Origin of the sequence: Alcanivorax sp. UBA3183 (assembly GCF_002364155.1) — a bacterium.
Classification (GTDB): Bacteria; Pseudomonadota; Gammaproteobacteria; order Pseudomonadales; family Alcanivoracaceae; genus Alcanivorax; species Alcanivorax jadensis.
The window spans coordinates 29208-55511 of record NZ_DEXN01000044.1 but is presented as its reverse complement, the minus strand read 5'-3'; the positions used below and the strand labels follow the sequence as shown (position 1 = coordinate 55511).

Here is a 26304-nt window from a genome sequence, read left to right as displayed (position 1 = left end):
AAGACCGAAGTGGCCATGCGCGCCGCCTTCGTGGCAGTGGAAAACCAGACCCAGGTGGCGGTGCTGGTGCCCACCACCCTGCTCGCCCAGCAGCATTACGAGTCCTTCACTGACCGCTTTGCCGACTGGCCGGTGAACATCGAAGTGCTGTCACGCTTCCGCAGTGCCAAGGACAAGACCCAGGTGCTGAAGCGTCTGAAGGAAGGCAAGGTGGATATCCTGATCGGCACCCACCAGTTGCTGCAGGAAACCGTCTCCTTCAGCGACCTGGGGCTGATCATCGTGGACGAGGAACACCGCTTTGGGGTGCGTCACAAGGAGCGCCTCAAACAGATGCGCGCTGAATGCGACATCCTCACCCTCACCGCCACTCCGATCCCCCGTACCCTGAATATGGCCTTTAGCGGCATGCGCGACATTTCCATCATCGCCACCCCACCGCAAAAACGCCTGTCGGTAAAAACCTTCGTGCAGCAGCACAACGACACCACCATCAAGGAAGCCTTGCTCCGCGAGCTGCTTCGTGGCGGTCAGGTGTACTATCTGCACAACGATATCGACACCATGGACAGGACCGCGGCCGACATCCGCAAACTGGTCCCTGACGCCCGCGTCGGCATTGCCCACGGGCAGATGCGCGAGCGGGAACTGGAAGCGGTGATGAGCGACTTCTATCACCGGCGCTTCAATGTGCTGGTCTGTTCCACCATCATCGAAACCGGCATCGACGTGCCCAGCGCCAACACCATCATCATCGACCGGGCCGACAAGCTCGGCCTGGCACAGCTGCATCAGTTACGAGGCCGCGTGGGCCGCAGCCATCACCAGGCCTACGCCTACCTGATCACCCCCAGCCCCAAGGCGATGAGCAAGGACGCACTCAAGCGCCTGGAGGCCATCGAACAGGCCACCGACCTGGGCGCCGGCTTCATGCTGGCCAGCCAGGATCTGGAAATCCGTGGCGCCGGGGAACTGCTCGGCGAAGAGCAGCACGGTAACATCCACACCATCGGTTTCAGCCTCTACATGGAAATGCTGGAACAGGCGGTGGAAGCTCTGAAACGGGGCGAACAACCGGACGTGGAAAAACCGCTCAGCGGTGGTCCGGAACTGAACCTGCGTATCCCCGCTCTGATCCCTGAGGATTACCTGCCTGACGTGTTCGGCCGCCTGACCCTCTACAAGCGCATTGCCGGCTGCAAGACCCGCAATGGCCTGAAAGAACTGCAGGTAGAAATGATCGATCGCTTCGGCCTGCTGCCGGCACCGGTGAAAAACCTGTTTGCGGTCACCGAACTGCGCCAGCAGGCGGAGCGCCTGGGCATCACTCGACTCGATGCTCACGCCGGCGGCGGCAAGCTGGAATTCGGCGAGCGCACCCCGGTGGATCCGCTGACTATCGTAAAACTGGTCCAGTCCGGCCCCAACCGCTACAAGCTCGAGGGTGCCAATGCACTGCGTTTTGTGGAAGGCAGTGAAACGCCAGAGGAACGTATCGAGGTGGTAGAGGCCCTGCTCAAGCGCCTTGCAGCCCAGAGCATCAAACAGGACACCGGCAGCTAATTCGTGAAAAACGACCGGCCAGGCGGTTAATCGTGAATTGGCGATGTGAACTGGTTATAGTCGTTGAAATAAAAAATGACGTGGGTGCAATTTCCAGGGCGTCGCCTTGTCTCAGCCAAGGCGTACAGGTGTAAGGAAATCACCGGACTCTCCGCCCCCAGCGGAGCATCCGACAGGCAGCAGGAGGGGCACACCTCCACGTCAGTATCAAGATAAGGCCTGCATACAGGCCACCAGAGGAGATCCCGATGCTTCGCGCATTCTTTTTGGCTGTGCTGGCCCTCATGGCCACCCCTGTCATTGCCCAGAGCTGGTACAACGTTGAGGTCCTGATATTCGCCCGTGATCACGGCAGCAGCGAAGAAATCTGGCCCGCCGATTTGCAACCTCGCTACGCCTCCCGGTCAGTGACTATTGGCGCACCGGAAGCCAGCGAATACGCCGACCCGGACGCACTGTCCCGCGGTGCCTGGCAACCTCTGCCGGAAGACGAGACCGTGCTGCAATACATGATGGAGCGCATGGCCGGCACCGGTGATTACCGACAGCTTTACCACAAGGCCTGGAGCCAGCCCATTGGTGACAAGAGCGACACTCTGCCAGTGTATCTGAGCGGTGGTCAGACCCTGACAACGGGTGACGGCAACGTGCCAGAACTGGAAGGCACACTGCACTTCAGCGAATCCCGCTACGTCCACGTGGAGCCACGCATCTGGTTCAATACCCAGAGTAACGGCCAGCGTTTCTACGTGGATATCGACGAAAGCCGTCGCCTCACCGGCCATGAAGTCTATTACTTCGACCACCCCATGTTCGGCATGCTGGTGCGAATCACTCGTTAAGGCCGATCAAATGAAACAGGCGGGCACCGCCCAGTAAGTGGTCCAGGCGGAAGAGACATCAAATTTATTCGGCCAAATCTACGTTGTGATACACGTTCTGCACATCGTCCAGATCGTTGAGCATGGCCAGGAATTTATCGAACAGCTCCCGGTCATCGCCGCTCACCGTGGTGAAACTCTGCGGAATAAACTGGATTTCATCCACCTCGAAGTCGATACCTTCGAAAGCGCCAGCAAGCGCCTGGCGGGCCTTGGCATATTCTGTGTTGGGGGTGAACACAGTGAGCATGCCGTCTTCGCTTTCGATATCGGTGACATCCACATCCGCGTCCATCAGTGCTTCCAGCACCGCTTCTTCGTCATCATGACGGAACACGAAAATCGCCGCATGATCGAACATGTGAGCCACGGTGCCCTGGGTACCGATCTTGCACTTGGTCTTGGTGAACGCCACGCGCACATCGCCGAAAGTACGGTTGGGATTGTCGGTAAGACACTCGATGATCGCCATGCAGCCGCCAGGGCCATAGCCCTCGTAACGAGCCGGGGCAAAATCTTCACCGCCGCCGCCTTTGGCCTTGTCGATGGCTTTATCGATCACATGGCCAGGCACCTGATCCTTCTTGGCCCGGTCAATCAGACCACGCAGGGCCAGATTGGCAGATGGATCCAGGCCACCCGCCTTGGCGCACACATAAATCTCTCGACCATAGCGGCTGTAAACCTTGGCCTTCATGTCCGAGGTTTTCGCCATGGATTCTTTACGGTTCTGATAGGCGCGGCCCATGGGATACTTACTCCGAGATTGATAGTCAGCCGCAGATTCTAGGGGAAAAACGGGAAATTACCTACGCCCGGGAAATAACACCCCTCAACATCAGACAAACAGTCTAATCGTTAAGATAATGTACCCCGGTCAACCGCTCCGATTCTTCCCACAACCGCTGTGCAACGGCCTGATTGTCAGTGATCTTGCGGGCAAAGGCCGGGGCCGGATAGCCGCGTAATTCCATCACCTTTCCCTCCGGGCCGTAATAACCGCCCGCCTCCACCGCATCGCTGGTGGCGGCCATGACGCCGGGCAGGCACCCCATCTGAGCAGACTGAGCCATGATCTTGTTGAACAGGCCTCCACCGGGCACCGTATCCTGAAGGTGGGTAGCGGAATAGCCGGGGTGAGCGGCCATTACCCTGATGTTCGACCCCGATGCCTGCAGCCGACGCTGCAGGTCCCTGGCGAAAATCAGGTTGGCCAGCTTGCTCTGACAATAGAAGGGCCAACGGGAATAGTTTTTTTCCGCATTGAGATTCCCCCACATCAACTTCCCGCCCCGATGGGCCAGGCTGGATATCTGCACAATCCGTGGATCGCTGGCAAACTCGAGAAGCTCAACAAGCTGGCCGGTCAGCGCAAAATGTCCCAAGTGATTGGTGCCGAACTGCATTTCGAAACCATCCCGTGTTCGCTGCAATGGCGGCGCCATCAGGCCAGCGTTGTTGAGCAGCACATCCAGCTTTGCAAAGCGCTGCTTTACCGCCTCGGAAAACGCCTTTACCGAGGCAAGATCAGCCAGATCCAGCGCCATAATCACCAGCCTGGCGTCAGCCACCATGGCTTTCACCGCCTCCGCGGCCGCTTTGGCCTTGTCCACATTACGGCAGGCCATGATCACTTCGGCCCCTTTGCCGGCGAACAGTTTCACCGCTTCCAGGCCGATGCCGCTGTTGGCGCCGGTTACCAGAATCGTCTTGCCGGTGAGGTCTGCCATCATCTCCGGCCGCCAGGTTGATTTGCCCATGAGAAAATCCTTTCCTGTGGTTGCGATGAAAATGATTGTGCACGGCACCGGCTACCATCACCCCTTCCTGCTGGGCCAATCGTTTGACGCCACACGATGAAGGAAAACTCACAGGTCGGCTTGAGGCCGGTGGCTACTGAATCCCACAGGACTCTCACTGAGCATCAGTGGTATGGTTCTGTGCTTGTTTTGACCCACCGGTGGCCACTGTCATGGTTACCGGACGCAACGACTTACAGGGAGATCCGCACGTGGGCAAGAAGTATGACCTGAATGGCAAGGTGGTTCTCATCACCGGCGCAACCGGCGGGATTGGTGCTGCCAGCGCTCGAGCGCTTTACACAAAAGGGGCCAACCTGGTGCTGACGGATTTATCCCAGCAGTCCCTGGACTTGCTTGCCGCAGAATTTGATCCCGCACGGGTACTCGCCTTGCCTCTCGACGTAACGGATGCAGCCGCCTCAAAAGCTGTCGTTCTGCAAACCGTGGAGCACTTTGGCCGGCTGGATATCGCCTTTGCCAACGCCGGCATTGCCTGGCGGAACAACCCGGCGACTATCGCCAGCTGCGATGAGGCCGAGTTCGAAAAAATTATCGACGTGGATCTGTTCGGCGTCTGGCGCACTCTTCGTGCGGCCCTGCCGGAGGTTCAGCGAAATCATGGCCAGATTGTCATCACCTCCTCGATCTATTCGTTCGTCAACGGCATGGTCAATGCGCCCTACGCCGCCTCCAAGGCGGCAGTGGAAATGCTCGGCAGAGCCTTGCGGGCTGAATTGGCCGGTACCGGCGCCAGCGCCAGCGTGCTCTACCCCGGCTGGACGGCAACACCTATCACCGAGCTGGCCTTCGGTGGTCATGCCACCGCCTCCGAGCTGATTGAAAGCGCCTTTCCTGCCGTACTGAGAAAGCAGGTGCAACCCGAGGAAATTGCCACTGCCCTGGTTGCCGGACTGACAACCCGCTCCGCCGCCATCATTGCCCCGGCCCGCTGGAAACCCTTGTCCATGCTGCGGGGGGTGATGAGCCCACTCAGCGATGCGCTGCTGGATCGCAGCGAAAAGATTCACCGCCTGGTTCGAAACATCGAATCGAACCGCTAGCAAGCGCTTCACTCGACTCTTCCTGCCGCGCGATGAGGCAGGCAGAGTCGAATAGCGAGTGCTCTCTATCCTGCCCTTTCCAAAGCGTTGACTCCCCCGCCACCGCTGGCATGATCGAAGTATCCCAGCCAGCAGTGCCAGCCAGGAGTCCCCATGTCCAAGCCCGTCATCGCCGATATCAAGCCCCGGAAAACCGAACTCAAACCCGGTGAAACCTACCACTTCTGCCGCTGCGGTCGTTCCGCCAACCAGCCCTTCTGCGATGGCTCCCATGCGGGCACCGATATCACTCCCCTCGGCTTCGAAGCCGACAAGGACGAAGGCTACCTGTGCATGTGCAAACACAGCGGCAACTTCCCCTATTGCGATGGCACCCACGCCCGGTTCAGCAAAGACCAGGTCGGCGAAGAAGGCCCCGGCCCGGAGAGTATCCAGCGGGACGGCATGCCACAGCCCAAGGCCACCGCTGAGGAACCCAACGTGGCCCTGATCCACGACCTGGCGGAAAACGGGCTCGATAATGTCGGCCATCATGGCCCCATGACCGCCATGGGTGTCCCCCGTGACTGCCTGCCCAAATGGGATGATATCCAGATCATGGTGGCGCAGATGGCCACCCAGCCGCTGCTGGATGACCAACCCGTAGGCACCGAACTGGTGATCGGTCCCAGAGCGGACAAACCACTAACGCTGGCGATTCCCCTGATGGTCTCGGACATGAGCTTCGGTGCACTTTCCGAGGAGGCGAAGGTGTCACTGGCACGGGGCGCAGACCTGGCCGGCACCGGCATCTGTTCCGGCGAGGGCGGCATGCTGCCGGAAGAACAGGCCGCCAATTCCCGCTATTTTTACGAGTTGGCCAGCGCCATGTTTGGCTATACCGAGGACCATCTGAAGAAGGTGCAGGCGTTTCACTTCAAGGGTGGCCAGGGCGCCAAGACCGGCACCGGCGGCCATCTGCCTGCCAACAAGAACGTGGGCAAGATTTCCCAGGTGCGCCACATTCCCGAAGGCCAGCCGGCCATCTCCCCTGCCACCTTCAGGGAGCTGCACAGCAGCGATGATTTCAAACGTTTCGCCGACCGGGTGCGGGAAGTGTCCGGCGGCATACCGGTGGGGTTCAAACTGAGCGCTAACCATATCGAAAGAGACATCCAGTTCGCCCTGGATGCCAGCGCCGACTACATCATTCTGGATGGCCGGGGCGGCGGCACCGGGGCTGCACCCGCCATGTTCCGCGACCACATCAGCGTGCCCACCATCCCCGCCCTGGCCCGCGCCCGCCGCTATCTGGATGACCAGGGCGCCAGCGGCAACGTCACTCTGATGATCACCGGCGGCCTGCGCATGCCCATGGATTTCGTCAAAGCTCTGGCCCTGGGGGCCGATGGTATTGCCCTGTCCAACAGCGCCATGCAGGCCATTGGCTGCGTTGGCGCCCGCATGTGCAATACCAACCAATGCCCCGCCGGCATCGCCACCCAGAACGAGGAATTGCGAAAACGTCTGGACGTGGACCACGCTGCCCACCGGCTGGCCAACTTCTTCCATGCCTCAACAGAGCTGATGCAAGTCATGGCCCGCGCCTGCGGCCACCACCATCTGAATCAATTTACCCTGGAAGACCTGGCAACCTTTGATCGGGAAATGGCTGCCCTGGCCGGGGTTCGTTATGGCGGAATCGGCTAGCTTCCAGAGATAACAGAGGGAGAAATTTCAACCATCGGTAAGCAATGTCTTACAAGTGAATGGCAAATGTAGGAAAAGGCGTACATTTATTTCGTTACCTCACAACCAACGTCACTTATTTTTTCAAATAATAATATTTTCCTTATTAATCATCCTGTTATAAAAAAATCGTTCCTTCGCTTCAGAAAACCGCCAACAAAGACGGTCAATATGACGTGATCGCAACATCAACTCATCCCTTGAAAGTCTCCGCCTGTCGCGATCCCTTTGCCCTGCTGGGCGTCCCGCTACTAATAATTGAGACATAGATCACTAACTGATGGCGATCAGCAGTTTTCGCCACTATTGCAGTAACCGGTACTACCGGATCTCGGATGGCACAAATGCAAACACAGCGTCTTGGATTTATCGGATTGGGAGAAGACACGGTCAGTGCCTGTCTTTCCATGCTGAAAATCATTGATGGCCGTTCCTCAGTACACTGGAGCCAGGCAACACCTGCGATGGCGGATGTTCTCATGGTGTCCAGTCTGCAAGAGGCACAAACCAGCCAGGACGACCTGAGCCAAAAACCCTGTATCGTCATTTACCCCAGCTCTGAGGAAAAACCAGCATCCGCTTTTGCGCTGCCACACCCATTTCGAGTCATGCAGCTGCTGGATGTGTTGGATGAGGTACTGCGATCTTTGGATACTTCATCCAGTCATGCTGAGCATAATCGTGAAGTGTCTGAATCAGAAGGAAACTCATCACTACCTAGCGTCGATTTTTGTGCCAGTTTATACCGGGTTATCAATAACAAGGGGTCGACTGAACTGTACAGCAGCCAAAGTCCGGAAGGCCTTTTACTGGTAAAACCCGGAAGCCACCGGTTTTACGCACGGCCCGCATTGCTACACGCCTTGTCCGCGGGCCCGGTGTCTTTTAGCCCTTTAAGCCCCAGCAGCGAACCCGTTTCCGAGGGCATGGTGCCACGGCCACTGTTTGAGCTCGCCTGGCTAACCGGAGCTAACCATTGCAATGACCTGCTGCCCTGGCTGGATGAAGACAGCCATTTCAAATTGAGCCGTTGGCCCAGTGCTGCAGCGCTGAATAAATCCCGGCAGTTGCTCTCCTTGTGTGCCCTGATGACCCGCCGTGCACTGACGCTGTCAGAGCTGAAGACACTTTCACATTGTGATGACAAGGCGCTTTATCACTTCATCAATGCTTGTGAAATTAGCGGGTTACTGGTCAGTCAGGTGAGACCGCCCTCTGCTATAGCCCCATCAGTACAAGCTGGCGCGGAACACCATCGCCTCGGTGGGATGATCAAAGGCCTGAGAACACGTCTGGGATTGAGCTGAAATAATGATAAGCAACGAATTCAAAATCCTTTTCACCGGCCCGATGGGCGCCGGTAAGACTACGGCAATCACTCAACTCAGTGATCAGGAATGTGTCTCCACGGATGTGATAAACACTGATTTAGAGCAGTGCAACAAGGAAATGACGACCGCCGGTCTGGATTACGGTTATATCAGCCTGCCTGACGGTAGTGGCGTGCGCCTTTACGGCACACCAGGGCAAGAGCGTTTTCAGTTCATGTGGCCAATTCTGGCTACCAATGCAGCAGGAGTTATCCTCCTTCTGAACGGCGAACACCCGGACCTTGAAGAACACCTGGAACTTTACACCAACGCTTTTTCCAACAACGGGGAAACGCCTCTGGTTATTGGTATTGGCCGGATTTCCAGTGATGACTTCACACGTATCGACCGGGTTACGGAAAAACTGGCAGCCAAACATCTGTTTGTCCCAGTGATTTCCGTGGACGTCAGGGAGTGTGAAGACGTTCTGCTTCTGGTTGAAACCCTCCTCTGTCAGATCGAAGCCAACGAAATGGAACTGATGCAAGTATGAAAGACAGGAACCCTCTTAGCGATTCTGCCGTGGCAATGGCGCAGAAACAGCTACACATCCTGCAAGACTCCACCCCGGGGATCACCTCTGCCGTGCTATTGAGCAGTGATGGCTTTGAAATAGCCACGTTGGAAAACGATAAGGGGAAAGCCAGCCGGCTTGCCGCAATGGGAAGCTCCCTTGCGGCAATCAGCTCGGCAATAGCAAAAGAAGCGGGCATTTCTGAGTGCAGCCGCCTGATTGTCGAATCCGAGGAGGGCGTTGTGGCCGTGATGAAAGTGCCCAACAGCTCACCTCCCCTGGCATTGGCCGTAGTCGCCAATGACGCCTCCAAGCTCGGGCAACTGATCTGGGGCGCCAAAAACTGTTGTGCAGCTCTATCGGAATCATTGAAAGCAGCCAGTTAGTTCCCCTCTTTAGGGAAAATATAAAATAATAGGAGTTAGTTATGGGCAACGTTACTGAGAGTCTGAAAACCCTGTTGGAATCCGATGGTGCAATGTGTGCCGCTATTGTTGATTCAAACAGTGGCATGGTGCTGGGTCAGGATGGGACCGGACTGGATCTTGAGTTGGCCGCCGCCGGCAACACCGAGGTGGTTCGTGCCAAGCTTAAAACCATGAAATCACTGGGACTCAAAGACACCATCGAGGATATTCTGATCACACTGGGAACCCAGTATCACATCATCCGTCCGGTGGCGAAAAATGAAGGTCTGTTCATGTACCTGGTGCTGGACAAGGCAAAATCCAATCTGGCACTGGCTCGGCGCAATTGCCAATCGGTTGAAGCTGACCTGAGCGTTTAACCATCACGTCGTGGGTATGGAGCAGCACCATTGCTGCTCCGTACCATACGTTCTTCCATGGCACGGTGCTTTCAGACCACTTCCTGAGCTGGTGCATGTGTTGCCAGAATGCCACTCCGCCCAATACATAATCCTTTTTCACTAAACCCGATAGACCTTGCTACACTCCTCTCCTTCCCCGCTGGAGACTGCAGTATGGCCCGCGTTACTCTCGACTTGCCTGAACAGTTCATCTACACCCACACCATCAATGTGCGCATGACAGACCTGAATACCGGTAAACATGTGGGCAACGACCAGATGATCTCACTGCTCTCCGAAGCCCGTTACCGGTTTTTCTGCCATATCGGCTTCGACCAGTTCGATACCGACAAGCAGAGCATTGTGGTGACTGACCTGGTGGCCACCTACAAGACGGAAAGTTTCGCTCAAGATGATCTTCAGTTCGAAGTGGGATTGATGGATTTCAACAAGTACGGGGCCGATCTGATTTTCCGGGTCAGCAAACAGCCTGGCGGTCAGCTGGTAGTGTTAGCCAAGCAGGGCTTTGTCTTTTTCGATCATCAGAGCCACGCAATCATGCCCGTGCCAACGGCGTTTCGAGAGCAGTTTGCCGATCTTGCATGACAAGGTAAGGGCGTCTGCTGAAACGCACTGCACCGTCGACAAATTCACGCCTGTTCTGAATCAGTCCAGTTCCAGCAACTCTGTAAGAAACGCCTTCCACATCGGATAGACCATAAAGCGCCCCAGTCCCGGGAAACTGCGAAACGCCACGCCGGGCAAATCACTCGCCAGGCCGCGGGCGCTGCCGATGGAAATAATCCGGTCGTCTTCGCCGTGCCACTGCATGACCGGCACGGTAATCTTGCCCAGGTCCACCTGCCAGGGATGCTGCATGCGTAGATACTCATCAATCATAATGCGGGCACCCTGGAAATGGCTGCGACGCATGGATTTGATGGTGCGCTGCAACAGATCCGGATTACCCAGCACAGCCTTGTCTTGATCGCACAACCCTTTTGCAATCATGGCGAAGAATTTTTCTGGCGCCTTCTGCACACCGCGTATGCCCAACCGCCCTACCAACACAAATAGCCTCGGGTCACGACGGAAAAGACGCAAGAACATGTTGTGCAGCGGGTCCAGCTTGTCCAATTCGAAGTGCCCGATAGGAACAGTGCTGGCCAACAGGCCAAGTCGATCGAAAATGTCCGGGTATAGCGCTGCCGCACAGAGGGCATAGGGGCCTCCCCCACAGTAGGCCGCCATGGGTGGACGATTCAGGTCCAGATGCTCACACAAGGCGAGAATATCCGGGCCAAAATCCCGGAATTCCATACCCGCCTTGTAGGTGGAAATGCCGTAGCCGGGCCGCACGATCATGATCATGCGTAGCCCTTTTTCACGATACCAGCCATCAAAGTAGCCATGATCCGGCATGGCCGCACCCAGGTTGTCCAGGGTGAGTACCGGACGACCATTGGGGTCGCCATATTCGTACCAGCTAAGCACTCGACGATCTGGCAGACTCAGGGTGTATTCCTGTTCCTGCTGTATTTGTGGCAGTTTCGCAGCTTGCACCAGAGCATGGCCCATGGCGTGACTGACCAGCTGTACCTGGCTGTTGGCATTGAGTTTTGCCATGGTGGATTTGAGCTGGGTACGGGCGGTGTGAATGCTGACATTCAGCAGTTTGGCGCTCTGGCTCAGGTTGCCGATTTTGCACAGCAGGTGCAGCAGGCGGGATTCCGCCTGGGAGATATTAAACAGGGAGCGAAGCATCTCCGGGGATGGCGTCACCACGCTATGGCCCGCCAACACCCAGACGATAGTACGCAGCTGGGAAATTGTCCCCGGCGCATCGGATTTCTGCACCGGCAGACATAACAGGGACACCCCGTCCTGGGAAGAACTGATCAAGCGGGTTTCACGGCCCTCAGCCATCCGGTTGATGCGGTCCAGGGCCTGTTTCAATTCCCGATCGGCAAACAGCAGGCTGCCGTCTTCATGCAACTGCACCGGGCCATCCGCCAGCACCTGCCTGGCCACTGGATTGCATTCCAGTACCTGCATGCCATCATCCAGCATCAGCATGGGCCAGGGCATCTGGTTGTACATGGCATTGAGCACTTGGGTACGATCTTCCAGGGCATGCATGTAGGCACTGCTACGCACCGCCCGTTCCAGGTGGTCAATCAGTTGATCCACTTCGCTGGAAGTCTGTCGCGTTGCCAGAGAGCTGCCGGGATCGGCGGATGGCGGCCGGCTATCCGTCCAGCCGGCAATGGTATCCAGCAACTCGACCCAGTCGCCGGGGGACAGCGCTGTTTCGTAGATTTTACCGATCAGCGCATCGTTATTGTTGTCGTCTTCCACTCAGTCTCGCCCATAGTCTGCAGCAACGATCATAGGAAGTGCCGGGAACCACGGCAAGCAGGCAAGCAACTACCGGCGACTATTCCCGCACGTCCACCGGTGCTGCCCGGCGTTTGGCCAGCCAGCGCCAGACCAGGCCATCCGGTCGCTGATGGCCCGTCTGCACGTAACGCAAGGCGTTGAGGTGGCGCAGGCTCCATTGCATCAGATTATTGGCCTTGTCCGTGCCGCAAAACAGCAAGCGGTCACCAGGCTCCAGCTTTTCCGTTTCATCGGGCAGAAGAGTATTGCGGCCATTGCGGCGCAGCATCAGGGGAATGGCATCCAGACAAGTGAGCCGATGACGGGGACTACGACACAGATTGCCCAGGGTAACCGGCTCCCCCAGACGCAGAGCCAGGGTCACTGCGGGGGTCTCTTCATCGCCTATCTGCACGTGCCAGCTTTCCGGGGTGATCGTGGTCGTGATCCCGGCCATACGCTCCAGCAGTTGCTCATTCCACTCATTACCCTGTTTCTCTGCCTCCTGGAGAAACTCTTTCAACAGAGGCGCATTGAGCACAGACAGGAAACGACTGGCCACCAGAAAGCTGGTTTGCACGGGCAATTCAGGATTAACGGCCTGAAACAACAGGCGGTTATGCAGGCGGTTCTGCAAGGCCACCATGTAAATACTGCTGTTCAATTCGCGCGCCGTCATCATGACTGACAGGTTATCGGCATCATCCGGTGTCGCCACCACCAGGGCCACGGCCTTGTCGATACCCGCTTCACGCAGAGTCACTGCTTCCGTGCCCTTCCCTTCCACGCTGCCAGCAGGCACATCCGGCTGATTCGGGTGTGGCGTCACCACCACCAGATCAATACCCGCCTCCTTGCTGAGCGCCTCGTACACAGCGCGGCCAAAAGGGCCGAAACCACACAGTATCCAGCGACCCTGGGGAGGCATTGGCCGCTCCGGCAAGCCGGCACCGGGCAAGGAGGTGAGCCAATCATACACCCGGTGGGTATCCGGCTGGCGGATGCCCAACAACAGACGACGGGCAAAATCCTGATAGGGATTGACCACCAGATCAGTGCCGAAGGACAACATATTGTTGGCATTTTCTTCGCTACCGGCGCGACAGAACACCTGGCTGTGTTTGTTCAGCAATTTCACCGTAGTGGCGATTTTTAAATTGGTGTGATTGTTGTCGGTCACCGCCAGTACGCCACGGCACAGCGGGTGCTTGAGGCCGGCCTTGACCAGGTTCCCGGGGATTTCCGCATCCACCGTAAAACCCGGCACATACAGCCCCTGATCCTTGATGCGCAGAGAATCAATGGCTTCCGGGTCCTTGTCCACGATGACCACCCGCATGCCTCGACTGAGCAAAGACCGGGTCAGTAGTTTGCCGGTATCACCGTAGCCGCAGATAACGTAGAAAGGTTCACGAAAGCGGCGCAGGCTGCGCTGCAATTGCACTCGGCTCAGTTCCTGCCGGAAATTCTTGTCCTGCAGCAGGGAAATAATGATGCCCACGGAATACAGCCAGGAGAACACGGTCAGATAAATACTGACCATGGTCCACATGCGCTGGCCACCGGAAAAATCGTATGGCACCTCACCGAAGCCAATGGTGCTACCGGTGTAGCTGACCACGTAGAAGGCTTCGAAGAAACTCATCCGCCAGGGGTTACCCTGATCATCCACGCCGGGAATCAGAGTGAAACCCACGGTGGCGATGCTGTACGCCACAATCAGCACCACCAGCGGCACACGCATGCGCCGCAGGATCATGGGAACGACAGAGGGCATGGCAGTTATCGCTGCAGGGTGATGGTTTCCACCGTCAACAGCACGGCGGATACCAGGTTGGCCAACAGGGCGCCACCTGACAGGGACACAATGGACGCCATTACCGCCGGCGTCAGCCCGACTTCAAGCACATGCACCGCGACCGCCCAGACAATGGCGGCCACGATTAACTGAAGATCTGCCACCAGGGAGGAAGCCAACAACACAGCGCCAATCTGCGTGCGTTCACCGAACTTGAGCACGGTGGCTATCAGGCTGACCACCAGGGCCGCAAACAACTCATAAACGTCATGGTGCTGCGGGTTATCAATCTCCCCGTAGAAAAACCCGAAGTTAAGCGTCAGCGCAAGCAGAATGAAAAAACCAAAAACCACCTTCTCGAGGTTCATCGTGCATCCTTGTTTTGCCCGAGGTGTTGGGGATCATTGTGTCAGGGAATGGACTGGTGGGCTACAGGCTTGCCCCAGGATGACTTACCTACAGAGCCGACCGCGAAATACGGTTTATCCGTAGCTGCCGGCGGTGGGGCCATGCCTCTCAGCGGGCTGGCAAACTTTACAACGCCAACCCCGTGCACCAACCGCTGGCCCAGGCCCACTGGAAGTTGAAGCCACCGAGCTGACCGGTGACATCGAGGACCTCACCAATGAAGTGCAGCCCCGGTACGGTGTTCACTTCAAAGGTCTTGGAAGAGATGGCATCGGTGTCGACCCCGCCCAGGGTAACCTCTGCGGTGCGATAGCCTTCCGTGCCCGAGGGTTTGAATTGCCAGCCCTTGAGGGTGGCTGCCAGACCACTGAGGCGCTCGTTGCTGAACTGCTGCAGGTTGCCCTGCCAGCCAAACCGCTCCACCAGGGCCCCAGCCAGCCGTTGCGAGAAATACTGGCGCAGCCACCGCTCCATGCCACGGTTGGGATGCTGGTTGCGCTCGGCGACCAGATCGGCGAAAGGATCGGCAACACCGGGTAGCCAGTCCACAGTCACCGGCTGGCCCGGTGCCCAGAAACTGGAGACCTGCAACATGGCTGGACCAGACAGGCCCCGGTGGGTGATCAGCATGGGCTCGGCAAATTGGGTGCCACCGGCCTCTGCCACCACCTCGGTACTGATACCGGACAAGGCGGACAGCCAGGCCTTGTCATCCGGCTGCAGCGTGAACGGTACCAGCCCGGCACGGGTGGGCAGCACACTGAGCCCGAATTGCTCAGCAAGCTGATAGCCGAAGCCCGAGGCCCCCATGGTGGGAATCGACAGCCCCCCGCAGGCCACCACCAGTTTGGCGCAACGAATGACGCCAGCGGAAGTAGTGAGCACAAAGCCCTGCCCCGCCCGCTCCACCCGGCGAATCTGAGTCTTCAGCGAAATCTCCGCACCGGCCCAGCCACACTCGGTGAGCAGGATGCCGAGAATATCCTTGGAAGATTCTGCGCAGAACAGTTGCCCCGCCGCCTTTTCCACATGCTCGATACCATGGCGCTCCACCAGCTCCACGAAGTGCCAGGGGCTGTAACGCTTGAGGGCGGATTTGCAGAAATGGGGGTTGGCGGAAACGAAATGTTCCGGGGTGGTATTCAGATTGGTGAAGTTGCACCGACCTCCGCCGGACATGAGGATTTTCTTGCCCGCCTTGTTGGCGTGATCCAGCACCAGCACCCGATAGCCCTGATAGGCAGCCGTGGCAGCACACATCAGTCCAGCCGCTCCGGCGCCGATAACGACGATATCCACTTCTGTACTGACTGCCATGGGGCCCTCCGGTTACCGGCCGCAAGGATAGCGGGGATCAGAGGCTGAGGCCATCGCAGTTGAACGGTGAATGTCGCCGACGGCTGATCCGCCCAAAAAGAGCGTGGGAGGATTCGGGTTTGGTGATTAGCGGATCACGGAGACTTCCGCAGTGGTGGTGTAATTTTCACTGCTGGAGGATACCGGCTGGGCGCCGTTGGCGACCTGAATATCAGTGCGGTAACGACCACTGGCCATCTGTTGGTCGGCGGGTACCAGCCGTGCAGCTGGCTGCTGCTGGCCCAGTGCCGGGCGGTTTTCCACCTCACCGCTACGGCTCACATCACTACTATCTCCATAGCAACCGGCCAGTAAAACCAGGCTGCCCAACAACAATATTGATGCTTTCATGCTTCCCCCAGACCGCTTTGCCAACGGTTTTCTTAACTCAATAATTTGCATTTATACGGCACAGGGCCAGCGCTGTACAGCGCCGGCGGGCAAAGCCCGCCAGCGTTGCGGCTGGCGACCATCGCAGGGTGAAGATCGCCAGCAAGCCGGGCCCTACTGGTTCAGCTCCTGGTCACTGAACATATCCGCAAACAACGGGGAGGTCAGGTAGCGTTCGCCGGAGTCTGGCAGTACCACCACAATGGTCTTGCCCTCGAATTCCGGCAGCTGGCTGATACGGTCCGCCACACACATGGCTGCCCCGCAGGAGATGCCAGCAAGAATGCCCTCTTCCTGCATCAGTTTGTGGGCCCATGCCATGGCGTCTTCGTTGCTCACTTGCTCACAACGATCCACCACAGACAGATCCAAGTTCTTCGGCACAAAGCCGGCACCGATGCCCTGGATCTTGTGCGGGCCATGGGTGGGCTCATCCCCTTTCAGGGCTGCGCTGATCATGGTGGAGGAATCCGGCTCTACGGCAATGGAGGTAATGGCCTTGCCCTTCTGGTTCTTGATGTAGCGCGATACCCCGGTGATAGTGCCACCAGTGCCCACACCACTCACCAGGACGTCAATATCGCCACCGGTCGCATCCCAGATTTCCGGGCCGGTGGTTTTCTCGTGGATTTCCGGATTGGCCGGGTTGTTGAATTGCTGCAGCATCAGGAACGTGTCCGGATTCTCGCTGACCAGTTCCTCGGCTTTGGCAATAGCTCCAGGCATGCCTTTGGCGCCGGGTGTAAGCACCAGCTTGGCGCCCAGAGCCTTAAGGATTTTACGCCGCTCCAGGCTCATGGTGTCGGGCATGGTCAGGGTCAGGTCGTACCCCCGCGCCGCTGCCACGTAAGCCAGGGCAATACCGGTGTTGCCGCTGGTGGGTTCCACCAGGGTCATGCCGGGTTTCAGTTTGCCGCTCTTTTCCGCGTCCCAGATCATGGAGCTGCCAATACGACATTTCACGCTACCCGCCGGGTTGCGTGATTCCAGCTTGGCGAGAATTTTTCCCTGGCTAATGCGGTTGATTTGCACCAGCGGGGTCTTGCCAATGGTTTCGCTGTTGTCCTTGTAGATCTCCGTCATGGTTGCTTCTCCTCAATCTGGCTTGTTACTTCCTATTGTGGCTTTTCCTGCTTTTTCAACCGCCGGCTCCAGCGCTGGCGGGCATAGAGTCGCAGGTCTGCCACGTGATCGGTTTCATCCATGATCTCACGGCCGAGAATACTTTCCAGAATATCTTCCAACGTGATCAGCCCTACCCAGGTGCCGTGCTCGTCATAGACCACCGCCATGTGCTGGCGCTGGGCCAACATGGCGTGAAACAGCTTGTCGATCCCCATCCCGGTATGGACCAGAGGCACTTCGTGGGCCAGTACGCTCATGGTCTGCTCCGGGTTGCAGCCCAGCAGGTCGGATTTGTGGATATAGCCTTTGCCCTCGCCCTTCTCCGTCATCACCGGGAAGCGGGAAAAAGGCTGGTCTTTCTCTTTTTCCAGAAATTCGGCCACGGTCATCTCCGGGGTCACCGTGCGACAAACCGTGCGCGGGGTCATGATGGTGCCGACCTTGATGTCGTGCAGGCGCAGGACGTTCTGGATCACCTGGAATTCGTTGTCGTCCAGAGCATCCTGATCCTTGCCCATGTCAGCCAGGGCGCGGATTTCCGCCCGCACGTCCACATCGTGCTCGCCACCACCAATGCGGCTGGTAATCAGCTTGGACAGCCACACAAAGGGCATCAGAGCGATCATGATGAACTGCAGAACCGGCGGCAGCATGGGCGCCAGAGCGCGCCAGTATTTCGCCCCAATGGTTTTGGGGATAATTTCCGACAACACCAGAATGGCCAGGGTCATCACCGCGGAGGCCGCGCCGAGCCAGGCTTCGCCAAACACCACCGCCACCTGGGCGCCGACCCCGGTAGCCCCTACGGTATGGGCGACCGTATTGAGGGTAAGAATGGCGGACAGGGGTTTGTCGATATCGTCCTTGTAGGAACGGAGCGTCTCATAGAGCTTGGGCCGTGTTTCCCGCAGGCCGGCGATGAAACTCGGCGTAATCGACAGTAATGCCGCTTCCAGAATCGAGCAAAGAAAGGAAAAGCCGATGGAGACGGCGGCGAAGATGATCAGCAGGGTCACTGTGCGAAGCTCCTTCCAAAAGCCGCTGCTCGGCAGCGGCCGTGATAATCAGGCGGTGTAGCCACCGGCAAAATCCATCAACACCCGGCACACATTGGCCATGCCATCGTGAATGACAGCTTCGATTTCCGCCATGGTGATCTCATGGCTTGATTTGCCCGCTGCCGGATTCACCACCAGCGACAGCATGGCATAGGGCAATGCCAACTCCCGGGCCAGCACCGCTTCGGGCATGCCGGTCATACCGACGATGTCGCAACCGTCACGCTCCAGGCGAATGATTTCTGCGGCGGTTTCCAGCCGTGGTCCCTGAGTAGCCGCATAGCAGCCGCCGTCGTTCCATTTCAGCTCCGACGCAGCCAGTTTTTCCTTCAGGCTATTGCGCAAAGCGCTATCGAACGGCCAGCTGAAGTCCACGTGCACCAGCGGCTCCGCCGGGTCGTCGAACAGAGTCATCTCTCGGCCCCAGGTGTAGTCGATAATCTGGTCGGGCAACACCAGGGCGCCGGTGGGGGCCTGGGCGGTGATGCCGCCTACCGCGTTCACCGCCACAATGGCGGTGGCACCCGCCTCTTTCAGGGCCGTCATATTGGCCCGATAGTTCACCTGATGAGGCAGCAGTACATGGGGGTCGCCATGGCGGGCCAGGAACAGCACGTTCTGGCCATCCAGCTCCCCTTCCACTACCGCAGCGGACGGATCGCCAAAGCGGGTGGAAATCGCCTGTCTGCGGATGATGCGCAGATTATTCATGCGCGTAAGACCGGTGCCGCCAATAAACGCCAACATACTCAGTGTTCCTTTACCGCGTAGATCCCCGGCGCATTACGCCAGAAACCCTTGTAGTCCATACCCATGCCGAAAAGATAATAATCCGCCGCGTCCAGGGCCGTGAAGTCGGCTTTCAGGCCCGGCTTTGCCTTGCGGTCATGCTGCTTGTCCACCAGCACACAGGTCTTCACCGAGGCAGCACCCTGAGCCTTGCAGGCGTCGATGATGGACAGCAAGGTGGTACCCACATCAAGAATGTCATCCACAATCAGCACATCCCGCCCGGCCAGGCTGGCATTGGGGGTGACAATCCACTCCACATCGCCGCCACTGGTTTCCCCCAGATAACGACTGGCGTGCAGGTAATCCATCTCCAGCGGAATATCCAGGCGCTTGACCAACTCGGCAGCGAAGATCATCCCCCCGTTCATGATGGTCAGCATCACCGGCACCTTGCCCGAGTAAGCTTCGGTGACCGCGAAGGCCAGCTTGGCGATGGCTTCCTGAACCTGATCGGCAGAATGCAGCTCGATGGCCTCGCGGCGTACCCGCATCAGTTCCTGTTGCAGCTCCTCAGCGATGGACATGCTGTGCGTCCTCAGTGTTGTCGTTTTCCAGACCCGTGGCGGGATGATCGTCGTTGTGGCTGACAAGATGCAGGGTGCGAGTGGGGAAGGCAAACTCCGCCCCGTGCTCGTTGACGATGGCCATGATTTTCATCAGCACATCCTGCTTGATCTCATGGTAACGCACCCACTGGGTGGTCTTGGTGAAGGTGTAGATAAAGAACTCCAGGTGCGACGCGCCATAGCTGTCGAAGTTGACGATCAGGGTACGGCTGTCGGTTTCCAGCTCTTCGTGGTCGATCAGCATCTGTTTCACTTCCGCCACAATGCCCGGCATTTTCTGCCAGTCGTCATAGCGGATACCGATCTTCTCGTTGATACGACGATTAAACATGCGTGACGGGTTTTCCAGCACCACCGTGGTGAACATGGCATTGGGGATATACAACGGACGCTGGTCAAAGGTGCGGATACAGGTCAGCCGCCAGCCGATATGCTCCACGGTACCTTCGATAGAACGGTCCGGTGACCGCACCCAGTCCCCGATCCGAAACGGCTTGTCCAGGTAGACCATCATGCCGCCGAAGAAGTTGGCGAGCAGATCCTTGGCGGCAAAGGCCACCGCCATGCCACCGATACCGCCGAAAGCCAGCACCCCCGACACGCTGTAGCCCATGGTCTGCAGGATGATCAGCAAGGAAGTGATGATCACCGACACCCGCAGCAATTTAGCTACCGCCGCGGCGGTGGACTTGTCCATGGGTTTACGCATGCGCGAGGCGTCGATCAGATTTTTCTCCGTGTAGGAGATAAACCGGTTAAGGAACATGGCAATGATGATGATGAAGGCGATCTGACGGACTTTGGGAGCCAGGTCGAACAGTTCATTGGCTTGCTCGGTCACTGCCTGCAGCAGCTCCACGGAGATCGACAAACCAATGACCCAGAACACCAGCCGCAGCGGAATCCGCGCTGCTTCCAGCAGAGCATCGTCCCACAGGGTTTCCGTCTTGTTGATCAACCGGTCAAGCACATCGATGACGCGCATCAGGATGAAGTTCACCGACACCGTACACAGTACGATGATGAACAATTGAGTCAGCCAGATATCCGTGGGGGTCTCCACGTTCGGCCATTGCAGCAGTTGGTTCCAGTCCCAGTTCATGTGAGTCCTTAGCGAGGTTCAGTCAATGCCGCCGCCAGCTCCGTGGCAGCGTGTCGTTTGGTGGTTTCCATGGGGCGACGCGGACGGGCGCGCAGGCCGCTGGCCGGCACCTGGCCGCTGAAGGGAGTGCCGGCAAGGAAATCCAGCACCTCTTCAGCCCCTGTGCGGTTGTTGCAGGCCAGCACCATATCGCAACCGGCTGCCAGCGCCGCCCGGGCCCGCTCCGCATAGCCGCCCACGCCGTGGGCACCGGCCATGGACAGGTCATCGGAGAAGATCACGCCGCGAAAACCCATTTGCTCGCGCAAGCGGGTCTGCAGCCAGTAGCGGGAAAAACCGGCGGTCTGGTTTTCTACCGCGCTGTAGATCACGTGGGCAGGCATGATGCCGTCCAGCTTTTGTGCCAGCGCCACAAAAGGCCGCAAGTCCGCCGCTTCGATTTCGGCCAGCGGGCGTGGGTCCACCGGCAACTCCAGATGGGAATCCGCTACCACGTGGCCGTGGCCGGGGAAGTGCTTGCCAGTGGCTGCCATGCCGGCGGCGCTCATGCCGTCGATAAAGGCACCGGCCAGGGCGATCATGGCATCCGCATCGCCATGGAAGCTGCGGTCACCGATTACCGTGCTGGTGCCGTAGTCCAGGTCCAGCACCGGCGCAAAGCTGAGATCAATATCCAGCTCGGTCAGCTCAGAGGCCATCAGCTCACCGACCAGGGAGGCTTCCGCCATCGCTAACTGCGGGGTCTGGTCGTAACGACGCCCCAGGGCGGCCATGGGCGGCAGGCGCACGAACCCGTCACGGAAACGCTGTACGCGCCCCCCTTCCTGGTCTACGGCGATCAGTATCTCTGGCCGTACCGCGCGAATCTGGCGAACCAGCTCAGCAAGCTGCTGCCGGTCCTGGTAGTTACGGGTAAAGAGAATCAGCCCACCGGTACCCGGGTGGCTGAGCAAGTCTTTCTCCACATCGCTGACCTGGAGACCTTCCAGATCGAGCATCAGCAGGGGGGAAACGGATGGCATGGCAATCCTGGTTATTCGGTAATGGTGACAGCGGCGCCCACAGGCACTTGATCGAAGACGCGAATCATATCCGCATTGCGCATGCGTATGCAGCCATGGGAGGCAGGCGTCCCCATGGGCTCACTGTCGGGTGTGCCGTGAATATAAATAAAGCGTCGGAAACTATCCACGTCACCGCCCAGATTGTGGCCGGGTTCCATGCCCCCCAGCCAGAGGATGCGGGTGAGTACCCAATCCCGTTGCGGATGCTCACGGACCCTGGCCGCATCGCAGATCTCTCCAGAGAATTTGCGCCCGCTGAACACCGCACCTTCCGGTAGACCGTCGCCGAAACGGGCCCTTATCAGATGCTGACCCAGCGGCGTGGCTTCGCTGCCCATGGCCTGCCCTGCCCCGTTGCGGGCGGTGGACACGGGAAAACGCTCGGTGCGCTCACCGCGCAGTTCCAGCCATTGTTCAGAGAGGTTGATGATCAGTTCCATACCATCCTTTTGTAGGCGCTATGCTTGAAGGGCGAAAAACCGTTTGGCCGCAGGGATCAGCCAGCTAGAACATTACCTTCGCTACGCTCAGTTCGCCATGCAAGCATAGCTCCTACAGAAAAGCGGGTTATTCCGGTACATCGGCCTGGATGCCTCCGACCAGAAACGGCAGCAGCCGCCGGGTGATATCCGCGGTGCTCACATCCAGGTTGAAATCGGCCTTGCTGATAGCCTGCAGGGACTGCATGCCGGACAGGGTAAAGATCACGGCGCCCAGACTGAATTGAACGCGCCAGAACAATTCCATGGGCGGTACGCTCGGCACCGCTCGCTGTAAGTGCTCCTGCAGGCGTCTAAAGACGGCGCCGTAGTGTGTGTGCAGATAGTCACGCAAGTGCCCCTGAGGCTGACTGTAGGCCTGCCCGGAGAGACGAAAGAAGATGGCGGCGCGCTGCGGGTCTTCCGGGTGGGTGCCCAGGGCCAGACGAAACACGATGCCGAGCACGTTTTCCGGCGTGTCCGGGGTGCCGGTCGCTTCCATTTCATCCAGCTTGGCACCGAGTGCCGCACTGAACGGCGTCAGGAAGCGCTCGAATACCGCCTGTATCAGTGCTTCCTTGGAACCAAAATGGTAGTTCACCGCGGCCAGGTTCACTCCGGCCTTGCTGGTAATAGCACGCAGGCTGGTCTCCGCAAAGCCCTTCTGGGCAAACAATACCTCTGCGGTATCCAGAATCCGGTCTACCGTGCCCGCCTGTGCCATGCGCCCTGCCCTGTGTTCAAAACATACGTTTCAAACATACGTTTGGGTGTGAAGGCGGTCAAGGGGTGGTTTCGGAGACGCCGCCGTAGACGGAAAAGCGATTTCACCACAGAGGGCACAGAGGTCACTGAGAAAAAGACAGCGCTATGCCCAGCCTCAGCGCTGATGAGATAGGCATCGTTGAAAAAGCGCGGTACCCACCAGACCCGTAAAGCGAGATCGCCCGAGCCGCCAGGATTTCACACAGTGGCACAAAACCCACCGAGCAATCCTGTTTTCACTCAGTGACCTCTGTGCCCTCTGTGGTGAAACTGCTTTTGACCAAGCCCAGCAAATCGTGCCGCCAGCGACGCGAATACCGGGAACTCAGAAGTAATACACCACTTCCGCCTGGATGAAGTCCGAGCGGCTGACCGGGCTCAGGCCCGGATTTTCCGCCCTGCCCTGCAGGGCTGACAGGTACAGTTCCGAGGCGGAGAGAGGTTTCGCAGTATCAGTATAAAAGCGGGCCTCCAGGCTGGCCTTGAGGTTATTGCCGAAGCGGCGGCTGGATTCCAGGTTGATGGCCTTCTCGTCATTCTCCAGATCGTAGATCACACCGGCGAGAATCTCCGTAGACGCCACATCGTTGAAGGTGAATCGGGTCGCCAACAGGACATCATCCTGGAAAGGCGACGCCAGTAACTCATCCCGATCTTCCCACAGGTATTCGAGCAGCCAGCCCAAGTCCGCGGCACTGTCGAGGACGCCCACCTGGGTATATTCGAAGCCGCCATCCAGCGCGGTAAAGCGATCCCCCTGCCCGGAGCGGGTAATGGCTTCCAGCTTCCACAGCCAGCCGTTGTTCAGGTATTGCAGCTCCAGGCCGGTCTGGTCAATCACGTTATACAGCGGTACCAGCTCCGGATCGCTGCCGGCGGGCAAGCTGCCGGTGAGCAGCAGGCTTTGCAACTGCTGGGGGCTGAGCGCTTCCGGAAGCAGTAATGGCTCGCGGCTGGTGCCGGAGAAATGGGAGAGGGCCAGCTCCAAGCCATTATTGAAATACTGCTGGTAGCGGAATGCCACATCCACGCGCTTGTCTTCGGCACCGGATTCGTAACGAGCATGGTCGGACACCGGCAACGGTGTACGCGGTCTGCCCTCTTCCCCGGCGTAGGTACGCTCACGAAAGCCCGGCAGCACGAACAGGTCGACGATACCCCAGTCACGTACCGTGGACAGGTTCAGCATGGGCTGGCCGAGCTTTTCCTCGCCATCCACCTGGTCCACCAGGTCGGTCTGGTTGATGATATCCACCAGGTGACGCCCTTCCGTGACGCCCCAGAACACCTTGCGAATCCCTACCCGGGATTCCCAGCCGCTACCCACGTGAATCCAGGACAGCTCGCGGATATCTGCATGGGTGCGCTCGCTATCGTTTTCGTCAACCCGCGCATAGGGAATAAAGATGAACTGGTCGTCCCGGTTGTTCCACTCGTGGAAGACCTCGCCTTTCAGATACAGGGAACTATTGGTTGAATAGTCCGCCGCCTCGTAAGGAGAAGCCTGGGTGAAATAACGTCCTTCCAGGCCGGTTTCGCCACGAAACTCCCAGCCAGCGGCCAGGCTAGGCAGCACCAGCAATACCACCAGGGTTTGTCGCAACAGCACGATCAACGGGCCCGTTTCAGGCTGTTCTGGTTGAAGTCCGCTTCGCTCAGACCGGTGTCGTAGCGGTAGTTGCTCCAGAACAAGTCGGTGGCCTTGCCGGTCTGGTGATTGACCATGGCCATCTTGCCGGGCTGCCAGAATTTGTCCTGGTACCGGGCGAAGTCACTCATGGTGAGCGTTTTCAGGTGGCTTTCCTTGCGGTCGTAGTACTCCACTTTCCAGGTCCGATACTCCTTCTGGTCGATCCAGGCGATCTGCTTGGTGTAGCCGGAATTCTCATCGGTGGGATACCGCTCCATGACAAAGCAGGTCAGCTCGCCGCAGGGCTCGTCGCGCAGGTATTTGTAGGTGTACTTCTCCACTTCCTGGCCACGCATGTCCTCAAAGCTGAATTCGCTGCCCATGAAAGGGCCGGACTTGTTGCGCGAGGCGATGGTCTTCACCCGGCGCAGGGCAGGAAGATACAGCCACTGATCATCATCACCGGTCTTGTAACTGTAGGTGAGCAAGGCGGTGCCACGCACATCGCGAGGGGTATCGAAGATGGTCAGGCTCTTGTCACCCTCCTCGCCCGTCCCTTCCAGGGTACTGACCCGCAGCTCCCGCTCCGAGGTATCGCCGCGCTGGGTGATCAGCACCATGCGCATGTCCGCCTGAAAGTCACCAAACCCTTCCCCGCGACGATCCGCTTCACGGGCAATTTCCAGGCCTTTCTCTTCCGGCGTCTGGGCGTGGAGAACAGGAACGGCACAGGCCAGAGCCAGGCCGGCCAGCAGCAGGCGAACTTTCATGGTGAACCTCGGTTTGGTTGTCGTGTTGATCACACCGCTATGGGTAACAGTGTGTTTACCATGATAGGGAGGATAACGGAAAGGGGGATGCTGAAGAGGACAAAAAAAGGCAATTGATAATTGAGAATGGATAATTGATAACTGCGCGGGAAAGCGAGCAAATGTCTTGTATGTCAGAGGCCGCGTTCATAGCTTAGGCGCGGCCTCTGACGTTTTAAAAGCAGAGAATGTGGATCGCGCCTTATCAATTATCCATTCTCAATTATCCATTGCCCCCCTCACCACTCTTCCAGATACCCCACACAATGCTCCACCAGCTCGCTGACCCGCTGGATGGCGTTGCTCAGGCGCTCCATGTCGCCTTCTGCCAGGGGGGCATAGCGGTCTTCCGCCATCAGGTTGAGGGCGTTGGCGTCGCTGGGTGGGGTTGGGCGGCGGGCCAGGCCGGCAGCGCCCATGGCGTTCTGCATCTCACCGTCCAGCCAGGCGATCAGGTCTGCGCGGTCGGCCAGTGCCTGGCCGAGGATGGCCATTTCCGGTGCTTCCACTTCAGAGTCACGAAACGCCTGAACCAGGGCGGCCAGGCTGAACAAATGGTCGGCACCAGCTACCTGATAAGTGCTGGCAGACTGGCGAGCCAGACCGACCAGCGCCGAATAAAGATGAAATACCACGGCACCGCGCAGGGCCAGGCGTACCGCAGGCACCGCACCCGCCTGTTCACGGGTGAGCTGGCGCAGCAGGGCCTGAGCAAAGTAGATCCGCTCACGCAGACCACTGACGGCATTTTCTCGGACCATTCGGGACATGAGAAGACTCGCAGATACTATGGGTATAACGGATTAACCTGACCGTAGGAGCTATGCTCGCATGGCGAAAAAACATGGCCGTCGCG

General features: G+C 58.2%; 27 protein-coding genes. 9 read left to right on the top strand and 18 right to left on the bottom strand.

Annotated elements, in window-relative coordinates:
* Together B3Q33_RS14040 and B3Q33_RS14035 are read left to right on the top strand one after the other, a co-directional pair.
* Window positions 1-1563, top strand: a 1563-nt coding sequence (locus tag B3Q33_RS14040) for a TRCF domain-containing protein (protein ID WP_286828170.1), incomplete at its 5' end; no start/stop codon positions are given.
* Between the two features lie 248 nt (window positions 1564-1811).
* Window positions 1812-2405 carry a peptidoglycan binding protein CsiV gene (locus B3Q33_RS14035; protein ID WP_035247229.1) on the top strand — a complete coding sequence of 198 codons (594 nt, stop codon included), beginning with the start codon at window positions 1812-1814 and terminating at the stop codon, window positions 2403-2405.
* A gap of 64 nt (window positions 2406-2469) precedes the next feature.
* Here B3Q33_RS14035 and B3Q33_RS14030 read toward each other — a convergent pair whose 3' ends face one another.
* Together B3Q33_RS14030 and B3Q33_RS14025 are read right to left on the bottom strand one after the other, a co-directional pair.
* Window positions 2470-3192 (bottom strand): YebC/PmpR family DNA-binding transcriptional regulator, encoded by a 723-nt coding sequence (locus B3Q33_RS14030; RefSeq protein WP_035247227.1) that lies wholly within the window; start codon window positions 3190-3192, stop codon window positions 2470-2472.
* A gap of 103 nt (window positions 3193-3295) precedes the next feature.
* On the bottom strand, window positions 3296-4204 hold the full coding sequence (locus B3Q33_RS14025) for an oxidoreductase (protein WP_272975341.1): 909 nt from the start codon (window positions 4202-4204) through the stop codon (window positions 3296-3298).
* Window positions 4205-4455: 251 nt separating this feature from the next.
* On the opposite strand from B3Q33_RS14025, the gene B3Q33_RS14020 reads away from it, so the two are divergent.
* From B3Q33_RS14020 to B3Q33_RS13990, 7 genes are all read left to right on the top strand, one after another.
* The gene (locus B3Q33_RS14020) at window positions 4456-5307 is read left to right on the top strand and encodes an SDR family NAD(P)-dependent oxidoreductase (RefSeq protein ID WP_273008787.1); all 852 of its coding nucleotides are present in this window, start codon (window positions 4456-4458) and stop codon (window positions 5305-5307) included.
* A gap of 153 nt (window positions 5308-5460) precedes the next feature.
* The gene (locus tag B3Q33_RS14015; protein WP_272975339.1) at window positions 5461-6996 is read left to right on the top strand and encodes a glutamate synthase-related protein; all 1536 of its coding nucleotides are present in this window, start codon (window positions 5461-5463) and stop codon (window positions 6994-6996) included.
* A gap of 374 nt (window positions 6997-7370) precedes the next feature.
* The gene (locus tag B3Q33_RS14010; RefSeq protein ID WP_035247216.1) at window positions 7371-8342 is read left to right on the top strand and encodes a hypothetical protein; all 972 of its coding nucleotides are present in this window, start codon (window positions 7371-7373) and stop codon (window positions 8340-8342) included.
* Between the two features lie 4 nt (window positions 8343-8346).
* Window positions 8347-8898 carry a GTP-binding protein gene (locus B3Q33_RS14005; RefSeq protein WP_035247214.1) on the top strand — a complete coding sequence of 184 codons (552 nt, stop codon included), beginning with the start codon at window positions 8347-8349 and terminating at the stop codon, window positions 8896-8898.
* Entirely contained in the window at window positions 8895-9305 is a 411-nt protein-coding gene (locus tag B3Q33_RS14000) for a roadblock/LC7 domain-containing protein (protein WP_035247212.1), read from the top strand. Before B3Q33_RS14005 ends, B3Q33_RS14000 begins: the two co-directional genes overlap by 4 nt.
* 41 nt (window positions 9306-9346) lie before the next feature.
* Window positions 9347-9706: a hypothetical protein gene (locus B3Q33_RS13995; protein ID WP_272975338.1), complete on the top strand. Its 360-nt coding sequence runs from the start codon at window positions 9347-9349 to the stop codon at window positions 9704-9706.
* A 195-nt stretch (window positions 9707-9901) separates the two neighbouring features.
* Complete coding sequence (locus tag B3Q33_RS13990; RefSeq protein WP_272963266.1) at window positions 9902-10333, top strand: thioesterase family protein; 432 nt, start codon at window positions 9902-9904, stop codon at window positions 10331-10333.
* Between the two features lie 60 nt (window positions 10334-10393).
* On the opposite strand, the gene B3Q33_RS13985 is transcribed toward B3Q33_RS13990, so the two are convergent.
* From B3Q33_RS13985 to B3Q33_RS13910, 16 genes are all read right to left on the bottom strand, one after another.
* Window positions 10394-12085: an alpha/beta hydrolase gene (locus B3Q33_RS13985; RefSeq protein WP_272975337.1), complete on the bottom strand. Its 1692-nt coding sequence runs from the start codon at window positions 12083-12085 to the stop codon at window positions 10394-10396.
* Window positions 12086-12164: 79 nt separating this feature from the next.
* A complete protein-coding gene (locus tag B3Q33_RS13980) occupies window positions 12165-13883 on the bottom strand; it encodes a potassium channel family protein (RefSeq protein ID WP_035247198.1) in 1719 nt (572 codons plus the stop codon).
* Between the two features lie 5 nt (window positions 13884-13888).
* Window positions 13889-14272, bottom strand: a complete 384-nt coding sequence (locus B3Q33_RS13975; protein WP_035247195.1) for a DUF6394 family protein — start codon at window positions 14270-14272, stop codon at window positions 13889-13891.
* Window positions 14273-14438: 166 nt separating this feature from the next.
* Entirely contained in the window at window positions 14439-15629 is a 1191-nt protein-coding gene (locus tag B3Q33_RS13970; RefSeq protein WP_273008788.1) for an NAD(P)/FAD-dependent oxidoreductase, read from the bottom strand.
* Between the two features lie 126 nt (window positions 15630-15755).
* Entirely contained in the window at window positions 15756-16019 is a 264-nt protein-coding gene (locus B3Q33_RS13965; protein ID WP_273008789.1) for a hypothetical protein, read from the bottom strand.
* 153 nt (window positions 16020-16172) lie between these two features.
* A complete protein-coding gene (gene cysK, locus B3Q33_RS13960) occupies window positions 16173-17141 on the bottom strand; it encodes a cysteine synthase A (RefSeq protein ID WP_035247186.1) in 969 nt (322 codons plus the stop codon).
* 32 nt (window positions 17142-17173) lie between these two features.
* Window positions 17174-18199, bottom strand: coding sequence for a CNNM domain-containing protein (locus tag B3Q33_RS13955; protein ID WP_035247182.1), 1026 nt, complete (start codon window positions 18197-18199; stop codon window positions 17174-17176).
* A gap of 48 nt (window positions 18200-18247) precedes the next feature.
* Window positions 18248-18988, bottom strand: a complete 741-nt coding sequence (locus tag B3Q33_RS13950; RefSeq protein ID WP_273008790.1) for an S-methyl-5'-thioinosine phosphorylase — start codon at window positions 18986-18988, stop codon at window positions 18248-18250.
* A 2-nt stretch (window positions 18989-18990) separates the two neighbouring features.
* Window positions 18991-19557 carry a hypoxanthine-guanine phosphoribosyltransferase gene (locus B3Q33_RS13945; RefSeq protein WP_272963271.1) on the bottom strand — a complete coding sequence of 189 codons (567 nt, stop codon included), beginning with the start codon at window positions 19555-19557 and terminating at the stop codon, window positions 18991-18993.
* The gene (locus tag B3Q33_RS13940; protein ID WP_035247175.1) at window positions 19544-20701 is read right to left on the bottom strand and encodes a mechanosensitive ion channel family protein; all 1158 of its coding nucleotides are present in this window, start codon (window positions 20699-20701) and stop codon (window positions 19544-19546) included. Before B3Q33_RS13940 ends, B3Q33_RS13945 begins: the two co-directional genes overlap by 14 nt.
* Before the next feature lie 8 nt (window positions 20702-20709).
* Complete coding sequence (gene nagZ / locus B3Q33_RS13935; RefSeq protein WP_273008791.1) at window positions 20710-21723, bottom strand: beta-N-acetylhexosaminidase; 1014 nt, start codon at window positions 21721-21723, stop codon at window positions 20710-20712.
* A gap of 11 nt (window positions 21724-21734) precedes the next feature.
* Window positions 21735-22205 (bottom strand): L,D-transpeptidase, encoded by a 471-nt coding sequence (locus tag B3Q33_RS13930; protein ID WP_273008792.1) that lies wholly within the window; start codon window positions 22203-22205, stop codon window positions 21735-21737.
* Window positions 22206-22332: 127 nt separating this feature from the next.
* Window positions 22333-22968 carry a TetR/AcrR family transcriptional regulator gene (locus B3Q33_RS13925; protein ID WP_273008793.1) on the bottom strand — a complete coding sequence of 212 codons (636 nt, stop codon included), beginning with the start codon at window positions 22966-22968 and terminating at the stop codon, window positions 22333-22335.
* Window positions 22969-23334: 366 nt separating this feature from the next.
* Window positions 23335-24618, bottom strand: coding sequence for a hypothetical protein (locus B3Q33_RS13920; RefSeq protein ID WP_273008794.1), 1284 nt, complete (start codon window positions 24616-24618; stop codon window positions 23335-23337).
* 2 nt (window positions 24619-24620) lie between these two features.
* A complete protein-coding gene (locus B3Q33_RS13915; RefSeq protein WP_272975332.1) occupies window positions 24621-25409 on the bottom strand; it encodes an outer membrane lipoprotein-sorting protein in 789 nt (262 codons plus the stop codon).
* Window positions 25410-25687: 278 nt separating this feature from the next.
* A complete protein-coding gene (locus B3Q33_RS13910; RefSeq protein WP_035247165.1) occupies window positions 25688-26218 on the bottom strand; it encodes a hypothetical protein in 531 nt (176 codons plus the stop codon).
* Between the last annotated feature and the right edge of the window lie 86 nt (window positions 26219-26304).